General features: G+C 60.6%; 14 protein-coding genes. 3 read left to right on the top strand and 11 right to left on the bottom strand.

Annotation, left to right across the window (positions count from 1 at the left end; genetic code table 11):
• Positions 1–104: 104 nt before the first annotated feature.
• On the bottom strand, positions 105–1379 hold the full coding sequence (locus tag F8N44_RS21630) for an Hsp70 family protein (RefSeq protein WP_150651734.1): 1275 nt from the start codon (positions 1377–1379) through the stop codon (positions 105–107).
• A gap of 292 nt (positions 1380–1671) precedes the next feature.
• Here F8N44_RS21630 and F8N44_RS21625 point away from each other — a divergent pair, with 292 nt between their 5' ends.
• The 3 genes from F8N44_RS21625 to F8N44_RS21615 all read left to right on the top strand — a co-directional run bounded on the left by F8N44_RS21625 (position 1672) and on the right by F8N44_RS21615 (position 4560).
• On the top strand, positions 1672–2622 hold the full coding sequence (locus F8N44_RS21625; RefSeq protein WP_150651733.1) for a DnaJ C-terminal domain-containing protein: 951 nt from the start codon (positions 1672–1674) through the stop codon (positions 2620–2622).
• 22 nt (positions 2623–2644) lie between these two features.
• On the top strand, positions 2645–2950 hold the full coding sequence (locus F8N44_RS21620; protein WP_016984795.1) for a chaperone modulator CbpM: 306 nt from the start codon (positions 2645–2647) through the stop codon (positions 2948–2950).
• Positions 2951–3153: 203 nt separating this feature from the next.
• On the top strand, positions 3154–4560 hold the full coding sequence (locus F8N44_RS21615; protein WP_150651732.1) for a hypothetical protein: 1407 nt from the start codon (positions 3154–3156) through the stop codon (positions 4558–4560).
• A gap of 60 nt (positions 4561–4620) precedes the next feature.
• Here the strand turns inward: F8N44_RS21615 and ureC are convergent, their stop codons facing one another.
• The 10 genes from ureC to urtB form a co-directional block, all read right to left on the bottom strand.
• Complete coding sequence (gene ureC / locus F8N44_RS21610; RefSeq protein ID WP_150651731.1) at positions 4621–6321, bottom strand: urease subunit alpha; 1701 nt, start codon at positions 6319–6321, stop codon at positions 4621–4623.
• A 202-nt stretch (positions 6322–6523) separates the two neighbouring features.
• A complete protein-coding gene (locus tag F8N44_RS21605; RefSeq protein ID WP_127925651.1) occupies positions 6524–6829 on the bottom strand; it encodes an urease subunit beta in 306 nt (101 codons plus the stop codon).
• Entirely contained in the window at positions 6829–7362 is a 534-nt protein-coding gene (locus F8N44_RS21600) for a GNAT family N-acetyltransferase (protein ID WP_150651730.1), read from the bottom strand. The genes F8N44_RS21605 and F8N44_RS21600 overlap by 1 nt, the downstream gene beginning before the upstream one ends.
• A gap of 5 nt (positions 7363–7367) precedes the next feature.
• The gene (locus F8N44_RS21595; RefSeq protein WP_150651729.1) at positions 7368–7901 is read right to left on the bottom strand and encodes a GNAT family N-acetyltransferase; all 534 of its coding nucleotides are present in this window, start codon (positions 7899–7901) and stop codon (positions 7368–7370) included.
• A gap of 9 nt (positions 7902–7910) precedes the next feature.
• Positions 7911–8213 carry an urease subunit gamma gene (gene ureA / locus F8N44_RS21590; protein WP_016984788.1) on the bottom strand — a complete coding sequence of 101 codons (303 nt, stop codon included), beginning with the start codon at positions 8211–8213 and terminating at the stop codon, positions 7911–7913.
• 331 nt (positions 8214–8544) lie between these two features.
• On the bottom strand, positions 8545–9384 hold the full coding sequence (locus F8N44_RS21585; protein WP_150651728.1) for an urease accessory protein UreD: 840 nt from the start codon (positions 9382–9384) through the stop codon (positions 8545–8547).
• A gap of 43 nt (positions 9385–9427) precedes the next feature.
• On the bottom strand, positions 9428–10126 hold the full coding sequence (gene urtE, locus F8N44_RS21580) for an urea ABC transporter ATP-binding subunit UrtE (RefSeq protein WP_150651727.1): 699 nt from the start codon (positions 10124–10126) through the stop codon (positions 9428–9430).
• Positions 10127–10266: 140 nt separating this feature from the next.
• Complete coding sequence (gene urtD / locus F8N44_RS21575; protein ID WP_007918913.1) at positions 10267–11136, bottom strand: urea ABC transporter ATP-binding protein UrtD; 870 nt, start codon at positions 11134–11136, stop codon at positions 10267–10269.
• Positions 11133–12212, bottom strand: a complete 1080-nt coding sequence (gene urtC, locus F8N44_RS21570; RefSeq protein WP_150651726.1) for an urea ABC transporter permease subunit UrtC — start codon at positions 12210–12212, stop codon at positions 11133–11135. Before urtC ends, urtD begins: the two co-directional genes overlap by 4 nt.
• On the bottom strand, positions 12212–13714 hold the full coding sequence (gene urtB / locus F8N44_RS21565; protein WP_150651725.1) for an urea ABC transporter permease subunit UrtB: 1503 nt from the start codon (positions 13712–13714) through the stop codon (positions 12212–12214). Before urtB ends, urtC begins: the two co-directional genes overlap by 1 nt.
• Positions 13715–13793: the final 79 nt, after the last annotated feature.

Genomic DNA, 13793 nt, shown 5'->3' with positions numbered 1-13793 from the left:
CGCGAGCAGGCTCGCTCCCACATTTTGAGCGCATTCCTTCAGTTGAAATGCAATCCAGTGTGGGAGCGAGCTTGCTCGCGAAAGGTGCGACGCCGATTTCAGGTTCAGTTCATGGCGCCGTAGCGTTTCATCGCATCAATCGCCAAACCGCTACCAATGCTGCCAAAGATATTCCCTTCGACATGCCGCGCATTCGGCAACATCGCCGACACGCTGTTGCGCAGCGCCGGAATCCCGCTCGAACCGCCGGTGAAGAACACGGTATCGACCTGTTCCACCGCCACACCGGCATCGTTCAACAGCTGCGTTACGCTGCCGCGCACTCGCTCCAGCAACGCATCAATCGCCGATTCAAACAGCGCACGGGTCAGTTCCACACTCAAACCGGCCTCGATCCGATCCAGCGGCACATGACGGCTGTCGGTGTGGGTCAGCTGGATCTTGGTTTCTTCGACTTCCATCGCCAGCCAGTGCCCGGCGCGCTGTTCGATCAACTTGAACAGGCGATCAATGCCGCCGGTGTCTTCGATGTCGTAGCGCATGCTGCCCAGCGCCAGGCTGGATTTCTGCGAGTACACCGAGTTGATGGTGTGCCAGGTCGCCAGGTTCATGTGGTGGCTGGTCGGCATGTAGGCGCCGCTCTTCATGCGGCTGCCGTAGCCGAACAGCGGCATCAGACCTTGCAAGCTCAGTTGCTTGTCGAAATCGGTCCCGCCGATGTGCACGCCACCAGTGGCGAGAATGTCATCGTGACGGTTATCCAGACCACGACGCTCGGGCGACAGGCGCACCAGCGAGAAGTCGGAGGTACCACCGCCGATGTCGACGATCAGCACCAGCTCTTCTTTCTCGATGGTCGACTCGTAGTCGAAGGCTGCCGCAATCGGTTCGTACTGGAAGGAGACTTCCTTGAAACCGATCTTCTTGGCCACATCGACCAAGGTGTCTTCGGCTTCCTGGTCCGCCAGCGGATCGTCATCGACGAAGAACACCGGACGCCCGAGCACTACTTGTTCGAATTCCCGACCGGCGGTGGTTTCGGCGCGGCTCTTCAACTGGCCGATGAACAGGCCGAGCAAGTCCTTGAACGGCATCGCCGTGCCGAGCACGCTGGTGTCGTGCTTGATCAGCTTGGAACCGAGCAGGCTTTTCAGCGAGCGCATCAGGCGGCCTTCGTAGCCTTCCAGGTACTCGTGCAGGGCCAGACGACCGTAAACCGGGCGGCGTTCCTCAAGGTTGAAGAAGACCACCGACGGCAGGGTGATCTTGTCGTCTTCCAGCGCGATCATCGTTTCCATGCCGGGGCGCAGCCAGCCGACGGTGGAGTTGGACGTGCCGAAGTCGATGCCGCAGGCACGGGCTGGAGAGGCGTCTTTCATGTCTTTCGGTTCCGGTCAAAAAAACGGCCGCGCAGTGTATGTCAGTGCGCGCCAGATTCGAAGGCCGGTCATCTGCTATTTCGCGACTAGACTGGGTTGAAAGCGCGGACTTTGCCCCAAACTTGCTGGCATGGGCCGGCAGAAACACCGGCGGTCGCAAGAACCGTCGTCCACTGCCGATAAACTTCTGCTGCGCCACCCGGTCACAACCTTGAGATCGGTCAACCCGGCACGCGCGAATCGGCGCATGCTGGCATCGGCGCGAAATCGATAACGGATGGTGATTCCTTCGATGGACTTCAAAGACTATTACAAGATACTCGGCGTGGAGCCGACAGCAGACGACAAGGCAATCAAGGCTGCCTATCGCAAGCTGGCGCGCAAATACCACCCCGATGTCAGCAAGGAAAAAGACGCCGAGGCCAAGTTCAAAGATGCCTCGGAAGCCTATGAAGCGCTGAAAAGCGCCGACAAACGCGCCGAATACGACGAGCTGCGCCGTTATGGTCAGCATGGTCAGCCGTTCCAGGGGCCACCGGGCTGGCAGAGCCGTGGCGGTTTTGGTGGCGGCGGTGGCGACACCGGCGACTTTTCGGACTTCTTCAGTTCGATCTTCGGCAATCGCGGCCCCGGTTTCGGTGGCGGCGAAGGTCGGCAGCAACGCAGTGCAGGGCGCCGAGGGCAAGACGTGGAAATGGAACTGCCGATCTTCCTCGAGGAGACGCTCGCTAACGAGTCGAAGAAAGTCACCTTCCAGGTGCCGCAATACAACGCCAACGGCCAGCACGTCAGCAACACCAGCAAAAGCCTGAACGTGAAGATGCCGGCGGGCGTGACCGACGGCGAGCGCATCCGCCTCAAAGGCCAGGGCGCACCGGGCGTCGGTGGCGGGGCCAATGGCGACCTGTACCTGACCATTCGTTTTGCGCCGCACCCGAAATTCGATGTCGAAGGCGAAAACCTGATCATCACCCTGCCACTGGCTCCGTGGGAGCTGGCGCTGGGGGCCGAAGTGGCGGTGCCGACCCTGACCGGTAAAATCAATCTCAAGGTGCCGGCCGGCAGTCAGAACGGTCAGCGCATGCGCGCCAAAGGTCATGGCCTGAAAAACAAGGCCGGCGAGCGCGGTTATCTGTTTGTGCAACTCAAAGCGGTAATGCCGAAAGCGGCCGACGACGAGGTCAAGGCACTGTGGCAGGAACTGGCGAAGAAAGCCGCCTTCAATCCGCGAGAGAACTTCTGAATTCGACGACGGAGTAGCCATCATGAGCAGCCCCCTGATCGTTCAACTGGACCTGGCAGAATTCTGTGAGGCGGCCGATTTGTCGGACGTCTACGTGATCGAGATCGTCGAACACGGCATCCTCGAACCTCAGGGCGCGCAGCCCCGGGAATGGCGCTTCACCGATTACGAATTGGCTTTGGCCAAACGCGCCGCCAAGCTGCGGCGCGATCTGGAGCTTGAGTGGGAAGGCGTTGCCCTGGCGCTGGACCTGCTGGAAGAGGTGCGTGAATTGCGCGCTGAAAACCGCATGTTGCGCCAGCGCCTTGGGCGTTTGGTGGTCGAGTAGTTTTCCGCTGGGTTTGCATGGCCGCATTGACCTTGTTCGCGAAGCGTAGCCGCTTGCGCAAGGTTATTGTTTGCAGGTGTTTCTCCGGTTTTAACCGGCGAATCTCTCTGATAGTTTCGAGTAAGGATCGGCAATGGACGCCGATCACCGCAGCGTCAGCCATGCTGGCGGGCGCTGCGTAACACTTACAAGGAAACGTAAAAATGCCAGTCAAACCCAAACCGCCAACGCCGGCAACGGGCCGGGTCGATGTGCCCGCGAGTCCGCGTACATCCGCTGATGCGGATTCTTCAGGAACCGGTACTCCGCATTTCGCCCCAGACCCCTTTCTTCGTAAAACGCCCGGCACTACGCCTGAAACGACTGATGGCACGCCTGAGTCCTCGGCGGCAGCGGCGACGTCGAGAGTGCATGTGCACGAATCGACGTCCGTTTCCGCCGGGGTCAGTACTTCCGATGCCCTTGGGCTGCAGCAATACCTGATCCCCGCGTCGAGCGCGTTACCGCAAGCCGATGCCGAGGGTTTTCGCACTTTCAAGGGCCGGCAATACGCCGATATTCAGGGTGGCGGCACGGTGTTGCTTGCCATCGATCCGCAAACCGGTCTGCACCGGGCGCGGCTGGCAAGCGAACTGCAGCCGTCAGGGCCGGCGCTTGCATTTGATCCCGCGAGCAGTCACTGGTTTGCATTGCAGGACTTCTCCGCTTCCACGCCGCAAGCTGTCATGCCGCGCAAGAGCCGTCGCTCTCCGCACAGAAGTGAGGATGAATTCGAATTGGCTCTGGAGGAGTTGCCGCGCAACGACGACGGTGTATCGGAGCAGTTTTACCTGGCCTCCGAATCCATGCCGATCAAGCCCTACACGGCGCAAGAACTGAACGTGATGCGCAGTGAAACGCGCTATTCGTTCCTCGTTAATCAATTGGGCACCTACAATCGCGCAAACAACGGCAAGTACCCGCTCCGCGACATCGCCGGCAGACCCATCCGCATTCGAAAGTTGCAGACTAAAGTTCGCTTTGAAAACGGCGACCAGTTTTCCTCCGAACAGATCAAGCCCTACATCAAATATGAAGGTTATGAAGATGTCGCGATGCTCTATGAAGAGAAGCTGCAATGGCGACTGTTCACCGAAGCCGATGTAAAAGTCCCCGGTGAAAAGGCGTTGATCGGGCAGTCAATGGTGGTGGCCAACAGGCGCCTCGCTAAAGGCGAAGTGATCGGTGTTTACGGGGGTGCCATTACCCCGGCACGCTTCGTAGGACCCCATGAACAGACGTTCAGCATGCTGGCCGGAATGCGCTTGCAGTATGGGCCGGGGCAAATGCTGCCCGACCCGTTGGCCATACTGGGCGACAACATCATTTCCAGGATCAATTCCAACTTTGAGTACGACGCTCAAGGCAAGCCCGTTCGCCAGGCGCGCGGTGGCTATAACGTAGAAACGGTGCCCTTCGACATCGAAGCGCAGCAGTGGGTCGGCCAGCAATTGGTGACCAAGGACTTCATCCTCAACGCTATGTTCGCTTCGCAAGACATCCCGGCAGGCACTGAGCTGCGCCTGGATTACAACTACAGCGAACAGCAGATGTCGTGGGCATTTCCCTGATTGAACAAGCATCGCTGCTGAATACGGATTTCAACGTCCGTATTCAGACGGCGATGCTTGTCAGAACAGGAAATAGCGCTGCGCCATCGGCAACGTTTCCGCCGGCTCACACCACAACAACACACCATCCGCCTTGACCTGATACGTCTGCGGATCGACATCGATGTCCGGCAAGTAGTCGTTGTGAATCAGATCGGTTTTCTGCACATCACGACAGCCTTTGACCACGCCGATTTTCTTCTTCAACCCCAATGCCTCAGGCAACCCGGCTTCCTGTGCCGCCTGACTGATAAAGGTCAGGCTGGTGGCATGCAGGGAGCCACCGTAGCTGGCGAACATCGGGCGGTAGTGCACTGGTTGCGGGGTCGGGATCGAGGCGTTGGCATCGCCCATCAGGCTGGCGGCAATCGCGCCACCCTTGAGGATCAGCGTCGGTTTCACGCCAAAAAATGCCGGGCGCCACAGCACCAGATCCGCCCACTTGCCGACTTCGATCGAGCCGACTTCATGGCTGATGCCATGGGTGATCGCCGGGTTGATCGTGTACTTGGCGATGTAGCGTTTGGCGCGGAAGTTATCGTTGCCTTCACCGTCCTGCTGCAGCGGACCGCGCTGCTTTTTCATCTTGTCGGCGGTCTGCCAGGTGCGCGTGATGACTTCACCGACACGGCCCATGGCCTGGCTGTCAGAGCTGATCATCGAGAACGCGCCGAGGTCGTGGAGGATGTCTTCGGCGGCAATCGTTTCGCGGCGGATGCGGCTTTCGGCGAACGCGACGTCTTCGGCGATGCTCGGGTCGAGGTGGTGGCAGACCATCAGCATGTCGAGGTGTTCGTCGATGGTGTTGCGGGTGAACGGCCGGGTCGGGTTGGTTGAACTCGGCAGCACATTCGGGAAACCGCAGGCCTTGATGATGTCCGGCGCATGGCCGCCACCAGCACCTTCGGTGTGATAAGTGTGGATAGTGCGACCCTTGAAGGCGCCGAGGGTGGTTTCGACGAAACCGGATTCGTTGAGGGTGTCAGTGTGGATCGCCACCTGCACGTCGAACTGGTCGGCGACGCTCAGGCAGTTGTCGATGCTCGCCGGCGTGGTGCCCCAGTCCTCGTGCAATTTGAGGCCGATGGCGCCGGCCTTGACCTGTTCGATCAGCGGCTCCGGCAGGCTGGCGTTGCCCTTGCCGGTGAGGCCGATGTTCATCGGGAAGGCGTCGGCGGCCTGAAGCATGCGCGCCAGATGCCACGGGCCCGAAGTGCAAGTGGTGGCGTTGGTGCCGGTGGCCGGTCCCGTGCCGCCGCCGATCATGGTGGTGACGCCGCTCATCAACGCTTCTTCGATCTGTTGCGGGCAAATGAAATGGATGTGCGTGTCGATGCCGCCTGCGGTGAGGATCATGCCTTCGCCGGCGATCACTTCGGTGCCGGCGCCGATGGCGATGGTCACGTTGGGCTGCACGTCGGGGTTGCCGGCCTTGCCGATCGCGGCGATGCGCCCGTCCTTGAGACCGACGTCGGCTTTGACGATGCCCCAGTGGTCAATGATCAGTGCGTTGGTGATCAGCGTGTCGACGACTTCGGCGGCGAGTAGTTGGCTTTGGCCTTGGCCGTCGCGGATGACCTTGCCGCCACCGAATTTCACTTCTTCGCCGTAGGTGGTGAAGTCTTTTTCGACTTCGATCCACAGCTCGGTGTCGGCCAGGCGCACCTTGTCGCCGACAGTGGGGCCGAACATGTCGGCGTAGGCTTGACGGGAAATCTTCATGCTGCGTCCTTCAAGAAAATAGTGGTGAGCCATTGACCCTCACCCTAGCCCTCTCCCAGAGGGAGAGGGGACTTTACGCGGTGGGCCGGCTATCGGTGATCAGCTCCGCAGAGGGGACTGTTCACGGTGGGGCGGCTATCGGTGATCGGCTCCCTCTCCCTCGGGAGAGGGCTGGGGTGAGGGGCAGCGGTGCACGCAGATGTCAGAGATCCCCCATGATCCGTCCGGCAAACCCGAACACCCGCCGATGCCCGGCGTAATCCACCAGCTCCACCTCACGACTCTGCCCCGGCTCAAAACGCACCGCCGTGCCCGCCGGAATATTCAGGCGCATGCCACGGCTCGCTGCGCGATCGAAAGTCAGTGCGTCGTTGGTTTCAAAAAAGTGATAGTGCGAACCGACCTGGATCGGCCGGTCGCCGCTGTTGGCGACTTTCAGGCTGAGGGTGCGGCGGCCGACGTTGAGTTCGATATCGCCGGGCTGGATCTGGTACTCGCCAGGAATCATCACTGGGCTCCTTGCAGAATCTTGTAATAGAGGGCGGTCGCGCGATAGGTGCCGTTCGGGTCGCAGGCGTAATCAGGAATCTCGCCGGCGCGGTTGTAGCCCAACGACTTGTAGAAATCTTCAGCTGGCGAACCCGCCTCGGTGTCGAGGTAGAGCATGCCGCGCTTTTGATGGCGCGCTTCCCGCTCCAGCGCGCTCATCAATTGCTGTCCGAGCCCGCGCCGACGGGCGTGTTCACGCACCAGCAGCTTCTGCACTTCGGCGCGATTGAGGCCGTTGGCTTTCTGGCACAACCCCAATTGCACACTGGCCAGCACTTGCTCGTCCTGGACCACCACCCAGAGCAGCACGCTGCCTTTGTTCACATTGTCCTGAACGTCATCGAAGTAAGCGTGTGCCTGCGCGGCATCGAGATCGGCCATGAAGCCGACGCTGGCGCCGTAACCCACGGCATCGAGCAGCAGATCGATCAGACCCTGACGGTAGTGGGCAAAACTTTCCGCGTTGACGCGGCGCAGTTGGGCGGCGTTCATCGGTGTCACTCCTTGTTGGCGTCTGGCGGCTCCGCGCCGGGGTTGAGGGTCAGTTGCATAAAGGTCAGGTCGAGCCAGCGACCGAACTTGGTACCGACCTGCGGCATCTGCCCGGTAATGCTGAAACCGGCGCGTTCGTGCAGGCGAATCGAGGCGGCGTTGCCGCTTTCAATGGCGGCGACCATCACATGTTTGCCGCAGGTCCTGGCCCGCTCGATCAGCGCGGTCATCAGTTGCGGGCCGAGGCCGTTGCCGCGCTGATCGCTGCGCACGTAGACCGAGTGCTCGACGGTGTGGCGGAAGCCGTCGAACGGCCGCCAGTCACCGAACGAAGCGTAGCCGAGCACACCGTTGTCGGCGTCGACGATCACCAGAATCGGATAAGCCTGGGCCTGACGCGCGCTGAACCACGCTTGACGATTGCCGAGGTCGACGGCCTGTTCATTCCAGATCGCCGTGGTGTTGAGTACGGCGTCGTTGTAGATGTCACGGATCGCTGGCAGGTCGGCGTGGACGGCATCGCGAATGGTGTAAGTCATGGCGTAGCCTCAGACGATCGGTTGGTGGACGGTGACCAGTTTGGTGCCGTCGGGGAACGTCGCTTCGACCTGGATTTCCGGAATCATTTCCGCGATGCCTTCCATCACTTGCTCGCGGCTGAGCAGGGTGGTGCCGAAGTGCATCAGCTCAGCGACGGTCTGACCGTCACGCGCACCTTCGAGCAGCGCGGCAGAAATGTAGGCCATGGCTTCCGGGTAATTGAGTTTCACGCCGCGCGCCAGTCGCCGCTCGGCAACGAGGCCGGCGGTGAAGATCAGCAGCTTGTCTTTTTCGCGTGGGGTCAGGTCCATTGTGGGGTTCCGTCAGGGCAGTTTTGTGAGGTTCTTGCGGGCGAGGGGTGCCAGTTGGAGCAGCCCCTCACCCTAGCCCTCTCCCGAGGGAGAGGGGACTGATCTCGGTTGTTTTCAGTGGCCGGTTCAGTCAGCAGTATTCGTTCAGGCAGTTGAATTCATTTCAAACGACTCGGTCAGGCTCTCTCCTTCGAGGGAGAGGGGACTGAAATCGGTTGTTTTCAGTGGCCGGTTCAGTCAGCAGTATTCGTTCAGGCAGTTACATTCATTTCAAACGACTCGGTCAGGCTCCCTCTCCCTCCGGGAGAGGGCGGGGGGTGAGGGTCGCTTTTCAGGTGCTCCATATTCTGGGGGATACCGCGTCGCGACCCAGCAGGGCGGGTCTGAGCAGGCGCCATAAATCGATGAGCCAGGCGCGAGCGAGCAACGCCTCACTGGCCAGACAACGAGCCACCAAAAGCCCCGGCAACTGCGTCAGATCCCCACGCACTTCTTGGCCCAACGAGCGGCAGCGCTCAAGCAATTCAGCCTCAATCTCACCGGTGACCAACAACGTCGCAAACACCGGGTTGCCATCCAGCCCGATCGGCGAATCAAGCAAACCATCGTTCCCGACAATGCGCTGGCGCTCATGCCAGAGCAATCGACCGTCGCGGCGAATATCCAGGTGCGCCTGAAAATGCCCACGGTCAAAACGCTCGCCACTGGCCGGGCGACCCAGCGCCACCACATCCCAGTAGAACAACTGCGCATCACCCTCAAGATCAATCGAAGTTGTCAGTTCAGCCTGTGCGGCGCTGTAGACGATGGTTTCCTGCGGCAGCCATTCCAGCGTCGCCCCGGCCGCCACTTTCAAGTCGAGCTGCTGATAAGCCGGCCCACCGGCGCGATACCACTTGGCCGCGCCGGGGCTGGTGATCTGCGCCCAGGCGTGTTGCTCGACGCGGGCGCTGATGTCCAGTCGATCACCCCCGGCAATCCCGCCGGGCGGGTGGACGATGATGTGCTGGCAGACCTCGGGGCCTTCGGCGTACAGATGCTTTTGCACCCGCAGCGGCCCGAGGTGCCGGCGCATGACCGGGCGCGTGCAGTCGCCGAAACGGGCGTAGGCGAGTTCCAGCTCGGCGTGCCAGCTCGGGGTAAACAGGGCAGGTGCAACAGTCGAATTCATGGTGTGTAATTATCGTTAGGAAGCTACAGATTAGTTCGTTGTACTAGATCGTTACCAGCCCGCGTACACCTTCGGCCTCCATATTTTCGCCGCGACCCTGCTGAACGATCTCGCCCCGGGACATCACCAGGTATTGATCGGCCAGTTCTGCGGCGAAATCGTAAAACTGCTCGACCAGCAAAATCGCCATGTCACCGCGTTCCGCGAGTTTCTTGATCACTGCAGCGATCTCCTTGATCACCGAAGGTTGAATGCCTTCGGTAGGCTCATCGAGGATCAATAAACGCGGGCGGCTGGCCAAAGCGCGGCCAATCGCCAACTGCTGTTGCTGACCGCCGGAGAGGTCACCGCCGCGACGCTGCTTCATTTGTAGCAGCACCGGGAACAATTCGTAGATGAAACCTGGGACTTCTTTGGCTTCACTGCCGGGAAACCGCGACAGACCCATCAACAGATTCTCTTCCACGGTCAGGCGTCCGAAGATCTCTCGGCCCTGTGGCACGTAAGCGATCCCGGCATGTACGCGTTGGTGTGGCTTGAAGGTGGTGATCGGTTTGCCTTCCCAGCTCACCGCGCCTTCTTTGGCCGGCAGCAGGCCCATCAGGCATTTGAGCAGGGTGGTTTTGCCGACGCCATTACGGCCGAGCAGGCAGGTGACTTCGCCGACTTTCACGTCAAAAGACAGGCCCCGAAGGATGTGGCTTCCGCCGTAGTACTGGTGCAGCTTGTCGACTTGCAGCATGTTCAAATTCCTTCTGTTACACACAGAACCCTGTGGGAGCGAGCCTGCTCGCGAATGCGGACTGACATTCAACATCTTCATCGCCTGATGCATCGCTTTCGCGAGCAGGCTCGCTCCCACAGGTTTTGTATTCGCATACCTTAGCGGCCGAGGTAGACCTCGATCACGCGCTCGTTTTCCTGCACCTGCTCAAGTGAGCCTTCCGCCAGAACGCTGCCCTGATGCAATACGGTGACGTGGTCGGCAATCGAGCCGACAAACCCCATGTCATGCTCCACCACCATCAGCGAGTGCTTGCCGGCGAGGCTCTTGAACAACTCAGCAGTAAACTCGGTTTCGGCATCGGTCATCCCCGCCACCGGCTCATCGAGCAGCAACAATTGCGGGTCCTGCATCAGCAACATGCCGATCTCAAGAAACTGCTTCTGTCCATGAGAGAGCAAGCCCGCCTGACGATTCACCGAGGTGGTCAGGCGAATCGTCTCCAGCACTTCGCTGATCCGGTCTTTCTGTTCGCCACTGAGGCGCGCACGCAAACTGGCCCACACCGACTTATCGGTTTTCTGTGCCAGCTCCAGGTTTTCAAACACGCTCAGCGCTTCGAACACCGTCGGCTTCTGAAACTTGCGACCGATGCCGGCCTGGGCGATCTGCACTTCGCTCATCTGTGTCAGATCCAGTGTTTCGCCGAACCAGGCTTTGCCGTGACTCGGGCGAGTCTTGCCAGTGATCACGTCCATCAGTGTGGTTTTGCCCGCGCCGTTGGGGCCGATGATGCAGCGCAATTCACCGACGCCGATGTACAGGTTGAGATTGTTCAGCGCGCGGAAGCCGTCGAAGCTGACGCTGATGTCTTCCAGAGTGAGGATCGTGCCGTGGCGGGTATCGAGGCCCGGGCCGACGCGTTGCCCAAGACCAATCGAGTCGCGACTGGTGCCGGCGTCCTTGTTCGGTTCGACGGGAAAGAAGGCCGGTTCCAACATGAATTCCGCGCTCGCCGTGACTCTCATTGTTCACCTCGTTTCTTCAGCAGACCGATCACGCCTTTGGGCAAGTACAGCGTCACGACGATGAACAGCGCGCCGAGGAAGAACAGCCAGTATTCGGGAAAGGCCACGGTGAACCAGCTCTTCATGCCATTGACCACGCCGGCGCCGAGCAACGGCCCGATCAAGGTGCCGCGACCGCCGAGGGCTACCCACACCGCCGCTTCAATCGAGTTGGTCGGCGACATTTCGCTGGGGTTGATGATGCCCACTTGCGGCACGTACAAGGCACCGGCCAGACCACACAACACCGCACTCAACACCCACACGAACAACTTGAACCCGCGTGGGTCGTAGCCGCAGAACATCAAGCGGTTTTCCGCATCACGCAATGCCGTCAGCACGCGACCGAACTTGCTCTGCGCCAGGCGCCAGCCGATGAACAGGCTCGCCACCAACAGCAACACCGTGGCCAGAAACAACACCGCGCGGGTGCCCGGTTCAGTGATGCCGAAACCGAGAATCGTGCGGAAATTGGTGAAGCCGTTGTTGCCGCCAAACCCGGTTTCGTTGCGGAAAAACAGGAGCATGCCGGCAAAGCTCAGGGCTTGGGTCATGATCGAGAAATACACGCCTTTGATCCGCGAGCGGAAGGCGAAGAAACCGAACACCAGCGCCAGTAAGCCCGGCGCCAATACCACCAGACACATCGCCCAGACGAAGCTGCTGGTGCCGGTCCAGTACCACGGCAATTCGCTCCACGACAGGAAAGTCATGAACGCCGGCAAGCCATCACCGGCAGCCTGACGCATCAGGTACATGCCCATCGCATAACCGCCGAGGGCGAAGAACAGACCGTGACCCAGCGACAGCAAACCGGCATAACCCCAGACCAGATCCAGCGCCAGGGCGACGATGGCGTAGCAGAGGATTTTACCAACCAGCGTCAGCGTGTACGCCGAGACCGACAGGGCATTTTCCGCCGGCAACAACGACAGCAACGGCAGGGCGATCAGCAGGGCGAGAATCACCGCGCCAACAGCGATCGTGACTTTCGGGCCGGCCTTTTGTGTAGCGGTAACAAGCAGAGGCTGGTTCATCAGTCGATCACCCGTCCTTTCAGTGCGAAGAGGCCTTGCGGACGTTTCTGGATAAACAGAATGATCAGCGCGAGGATCAGGATTTTGCCGAGCACCGCACCGATCTGCGGTTCGAGAATCTTGTTGGCGATGCCCAGGCCGAAGGCCGCGAGCACGCTACCGGCCAACTGGCCGACGCCGCCGAGCACCACCACCAGGAACGAGTCGATGATGTAGCTCTGGCCGAGGTCCGGGCCGACGTTACCGATCTGGCTCAGCGCCACGCCGCCGAGTCCGGCGATACCGGAACCGAGGCCGAAGGCGAGCATGTCGACGCGACCGGTCGGCACACCGCAGCAGGCAGCCATGTTGCGGTTTTGGGTGACGGCGCGGACGTTGAGGCCGAGGCGGGTTTTGTTCAGCAGCAGCCAGGTCAGCACGACCACGAACAGCGCGAACGCAATGATGACGATGCGGTTGTATGGCAGCACCAGATTCGGCAGCACTTGAATACCGCCGGACAGCCACGCCGGGTTGGCGACTTCAACGTTCTGCGCGCCGAACAGCAGGCGCACCAGTTGAATCAGCATCAGGCTGATGCCCCACGTGGCGAGCAGGGTTTCCAGCGGGCGGCCGTAGAGGTGGCGAATCACCGTGCGCTCCAGCGCCATGCCGATTGCCGCTGTGACGAAGAACGCCACCGGCAGCGCGATCAAGGGATAAAACTCGATCGCTTGGGGGGCGTAGCGCTGGAACATCAACTGCACCACGTACGTCGAGTAGGCACCGAGCATCAGCATCTCGCCGTGAGCCATGTTGATCACGCCGAGCAGGCCGAACGTGATCGCCAGACCGAGTGCGGCGAGCAGCAGAATCGAACCGAGCGACATGCCGCTGAACGCCTGGCCGAGCACTTCGCCGATCAGCAGTTTGCGTTTGACCTGAGCGAGGCTGGTTTCGGCTGCAGTACGTACATTGGCGTCGGCTTCAACGCCAGGTTCGAGCAAACCTTCGAGGCGCGTGCGCGCCAGTGGGTCGCCGGTTTCGCCGAGCAGGCGAACTGCGGCGAGGCGCACGGCCGGATCCGTGTCGACCAGTTGCAGGTTGGCCAGCGCCAGACTCAGGGCGGCATGGACGCTTTCGTCTTTTTCACCCGCGAGTTGCTGGTCGAGGAATTTCAGCTGCGCGGGTTTCGCGCTTTTCTGCAATTGCTGCGCGGCGCTCAGACGGATTTTGGCGTCGGCGGCGAGCAATTGGTGGCTGGCCAGAGCGGTGTCGATCAGACCCCGCAGGCGGTTGTTCAGGCGCAGGGTTTTCGCTTGGCCGTCGACGGTCAGTTCGCCTTGTTGCAGGGCGTTGATCAATTCGATACGGGCCGGGTCGGGCTGCGCGGCCCAGGTTTCCAGCATTTTGGCTTGCTGCACGGGATTGGCCGCGACGAAGTCTTCGGCATCGCCGGCGTGGGCCAGCATCGGCAACAAGAGTGCGATGGCTATGATAAAGCGGTGTATGGCAGTGGGCATTAGTGGTGTGTCCTTTCTTGCGGTGGCCGAAGGAGCGATGTCCGGCTGTGAATCCGCCCCTCACCCTAACCCTCTCCCA

The organism is Pseudomonas fluorescens, from assembly GCF_902497745.1.
In the GTDB taxonomy this organism is placed as follows: Bacteria; Pseudomonadota; Gammaproteobacteria; order Pseudomonadales; family Pseudomonadaceae; genus Aquipseudomonas; species Aquipseudomonas fluorescens_BM.
Note: the sequence above shows the minus strand (reverse complement) of the source record. Positions and strands in the feature narration are given on the sequence as shown.

Coding starts and splice junctions, on each gene's coding strand:
- F8N44_RS21630 (WP_150651734.1), bottom strand. CDS start 1,379: ATGAAAGACGCCTCTCCAGCCCGTGCCTGCGGCATCGACTTCGGCACG.
- F8N44_RS21625 (WP_150651733.1), top strand. CDS start 1,672: ATGGACTTCAAAGACTATTACAAGATACTCGGCGTGGAGCCGACAGCA.
- F8N44_RS21620 (WP_016984795.1), top strand. CDS start 2,645: ATGAGCAGCCCCCTGATCGTTCAACTGGACCTGGCAGAATTCTGTGAG.
- F8N44_RS21615 (WP_150651732.1), top strand. CDS start 3,154: ATGCCAGTCAAACCCAAACCGCCAACGCCGGCAACGGGCCGGGTCGAT.
- ureC (WP_150651731.1), bottom strand. CDS start 6,321: ATGAAGATTTCCCGTCAAGCCTACGCCGACATGTTCGGCCCCACTGTC.
- F8N44_RS21605 (WP_127925651.1), bottom strand. CDS start 6,829: ATGATTCCTGGCGAGTACCAGATCCAGCCCGGCGATATCGAACTCAAC.
- F8N44_RS21600 (WP_150651730.1), bottom strand. CDS start 7,362: ATGAACGCCGCCCAACTGCGCCGCGTCAACGCGGAAAGTTTTGCCCAC.
- F8N44_RS21595 (WP_150651729.1), bottom strand. CDS start 7,901: ATGACTTACACCATTCGCGATGCCGTCCACGCCGACCTGCCAGCGATC.
- ureA (WP_016984788.1), bottom strand. CDS start 8,213: ATGGACCTGACCCCACGCGAAAAAGACAAGCTGCTGATCTTCACCGCC.
- F8N44_RS21585 (WP_150651728.1), bottom strand. CDS start 9,384: ATGAATTCGACTGTTGCACCTGCCCTGTTTACCCCGAGCTGGCACGCC.
- urtE (WP_150651727.1), bottom strand. CDS start 10,126: ATGCTGCAAGTCGACAAGCTGCACCAGTACTACGGCGGAAGCCACATC.
- urtD (WP_007918913.1), bottom strand. CDS start 11,136: ATGAGAGTCACGGCGAGCGCGGAATTCATGTTGGAACCGGCCTTCTTT.
- urtC (WP_150651726.1), bottom strand. CDS start 12,212: ATGAACCAGCCTCTGCTTGTTACCGCTACACAAAAGGCCGGCCCGAAA.
- urtB (WP_150651725.1), bottom strand. CDS start 13,714: ATGCCCACTGCCATACACCGCTTTATCATAGCCATCGCACTCTTGTTG.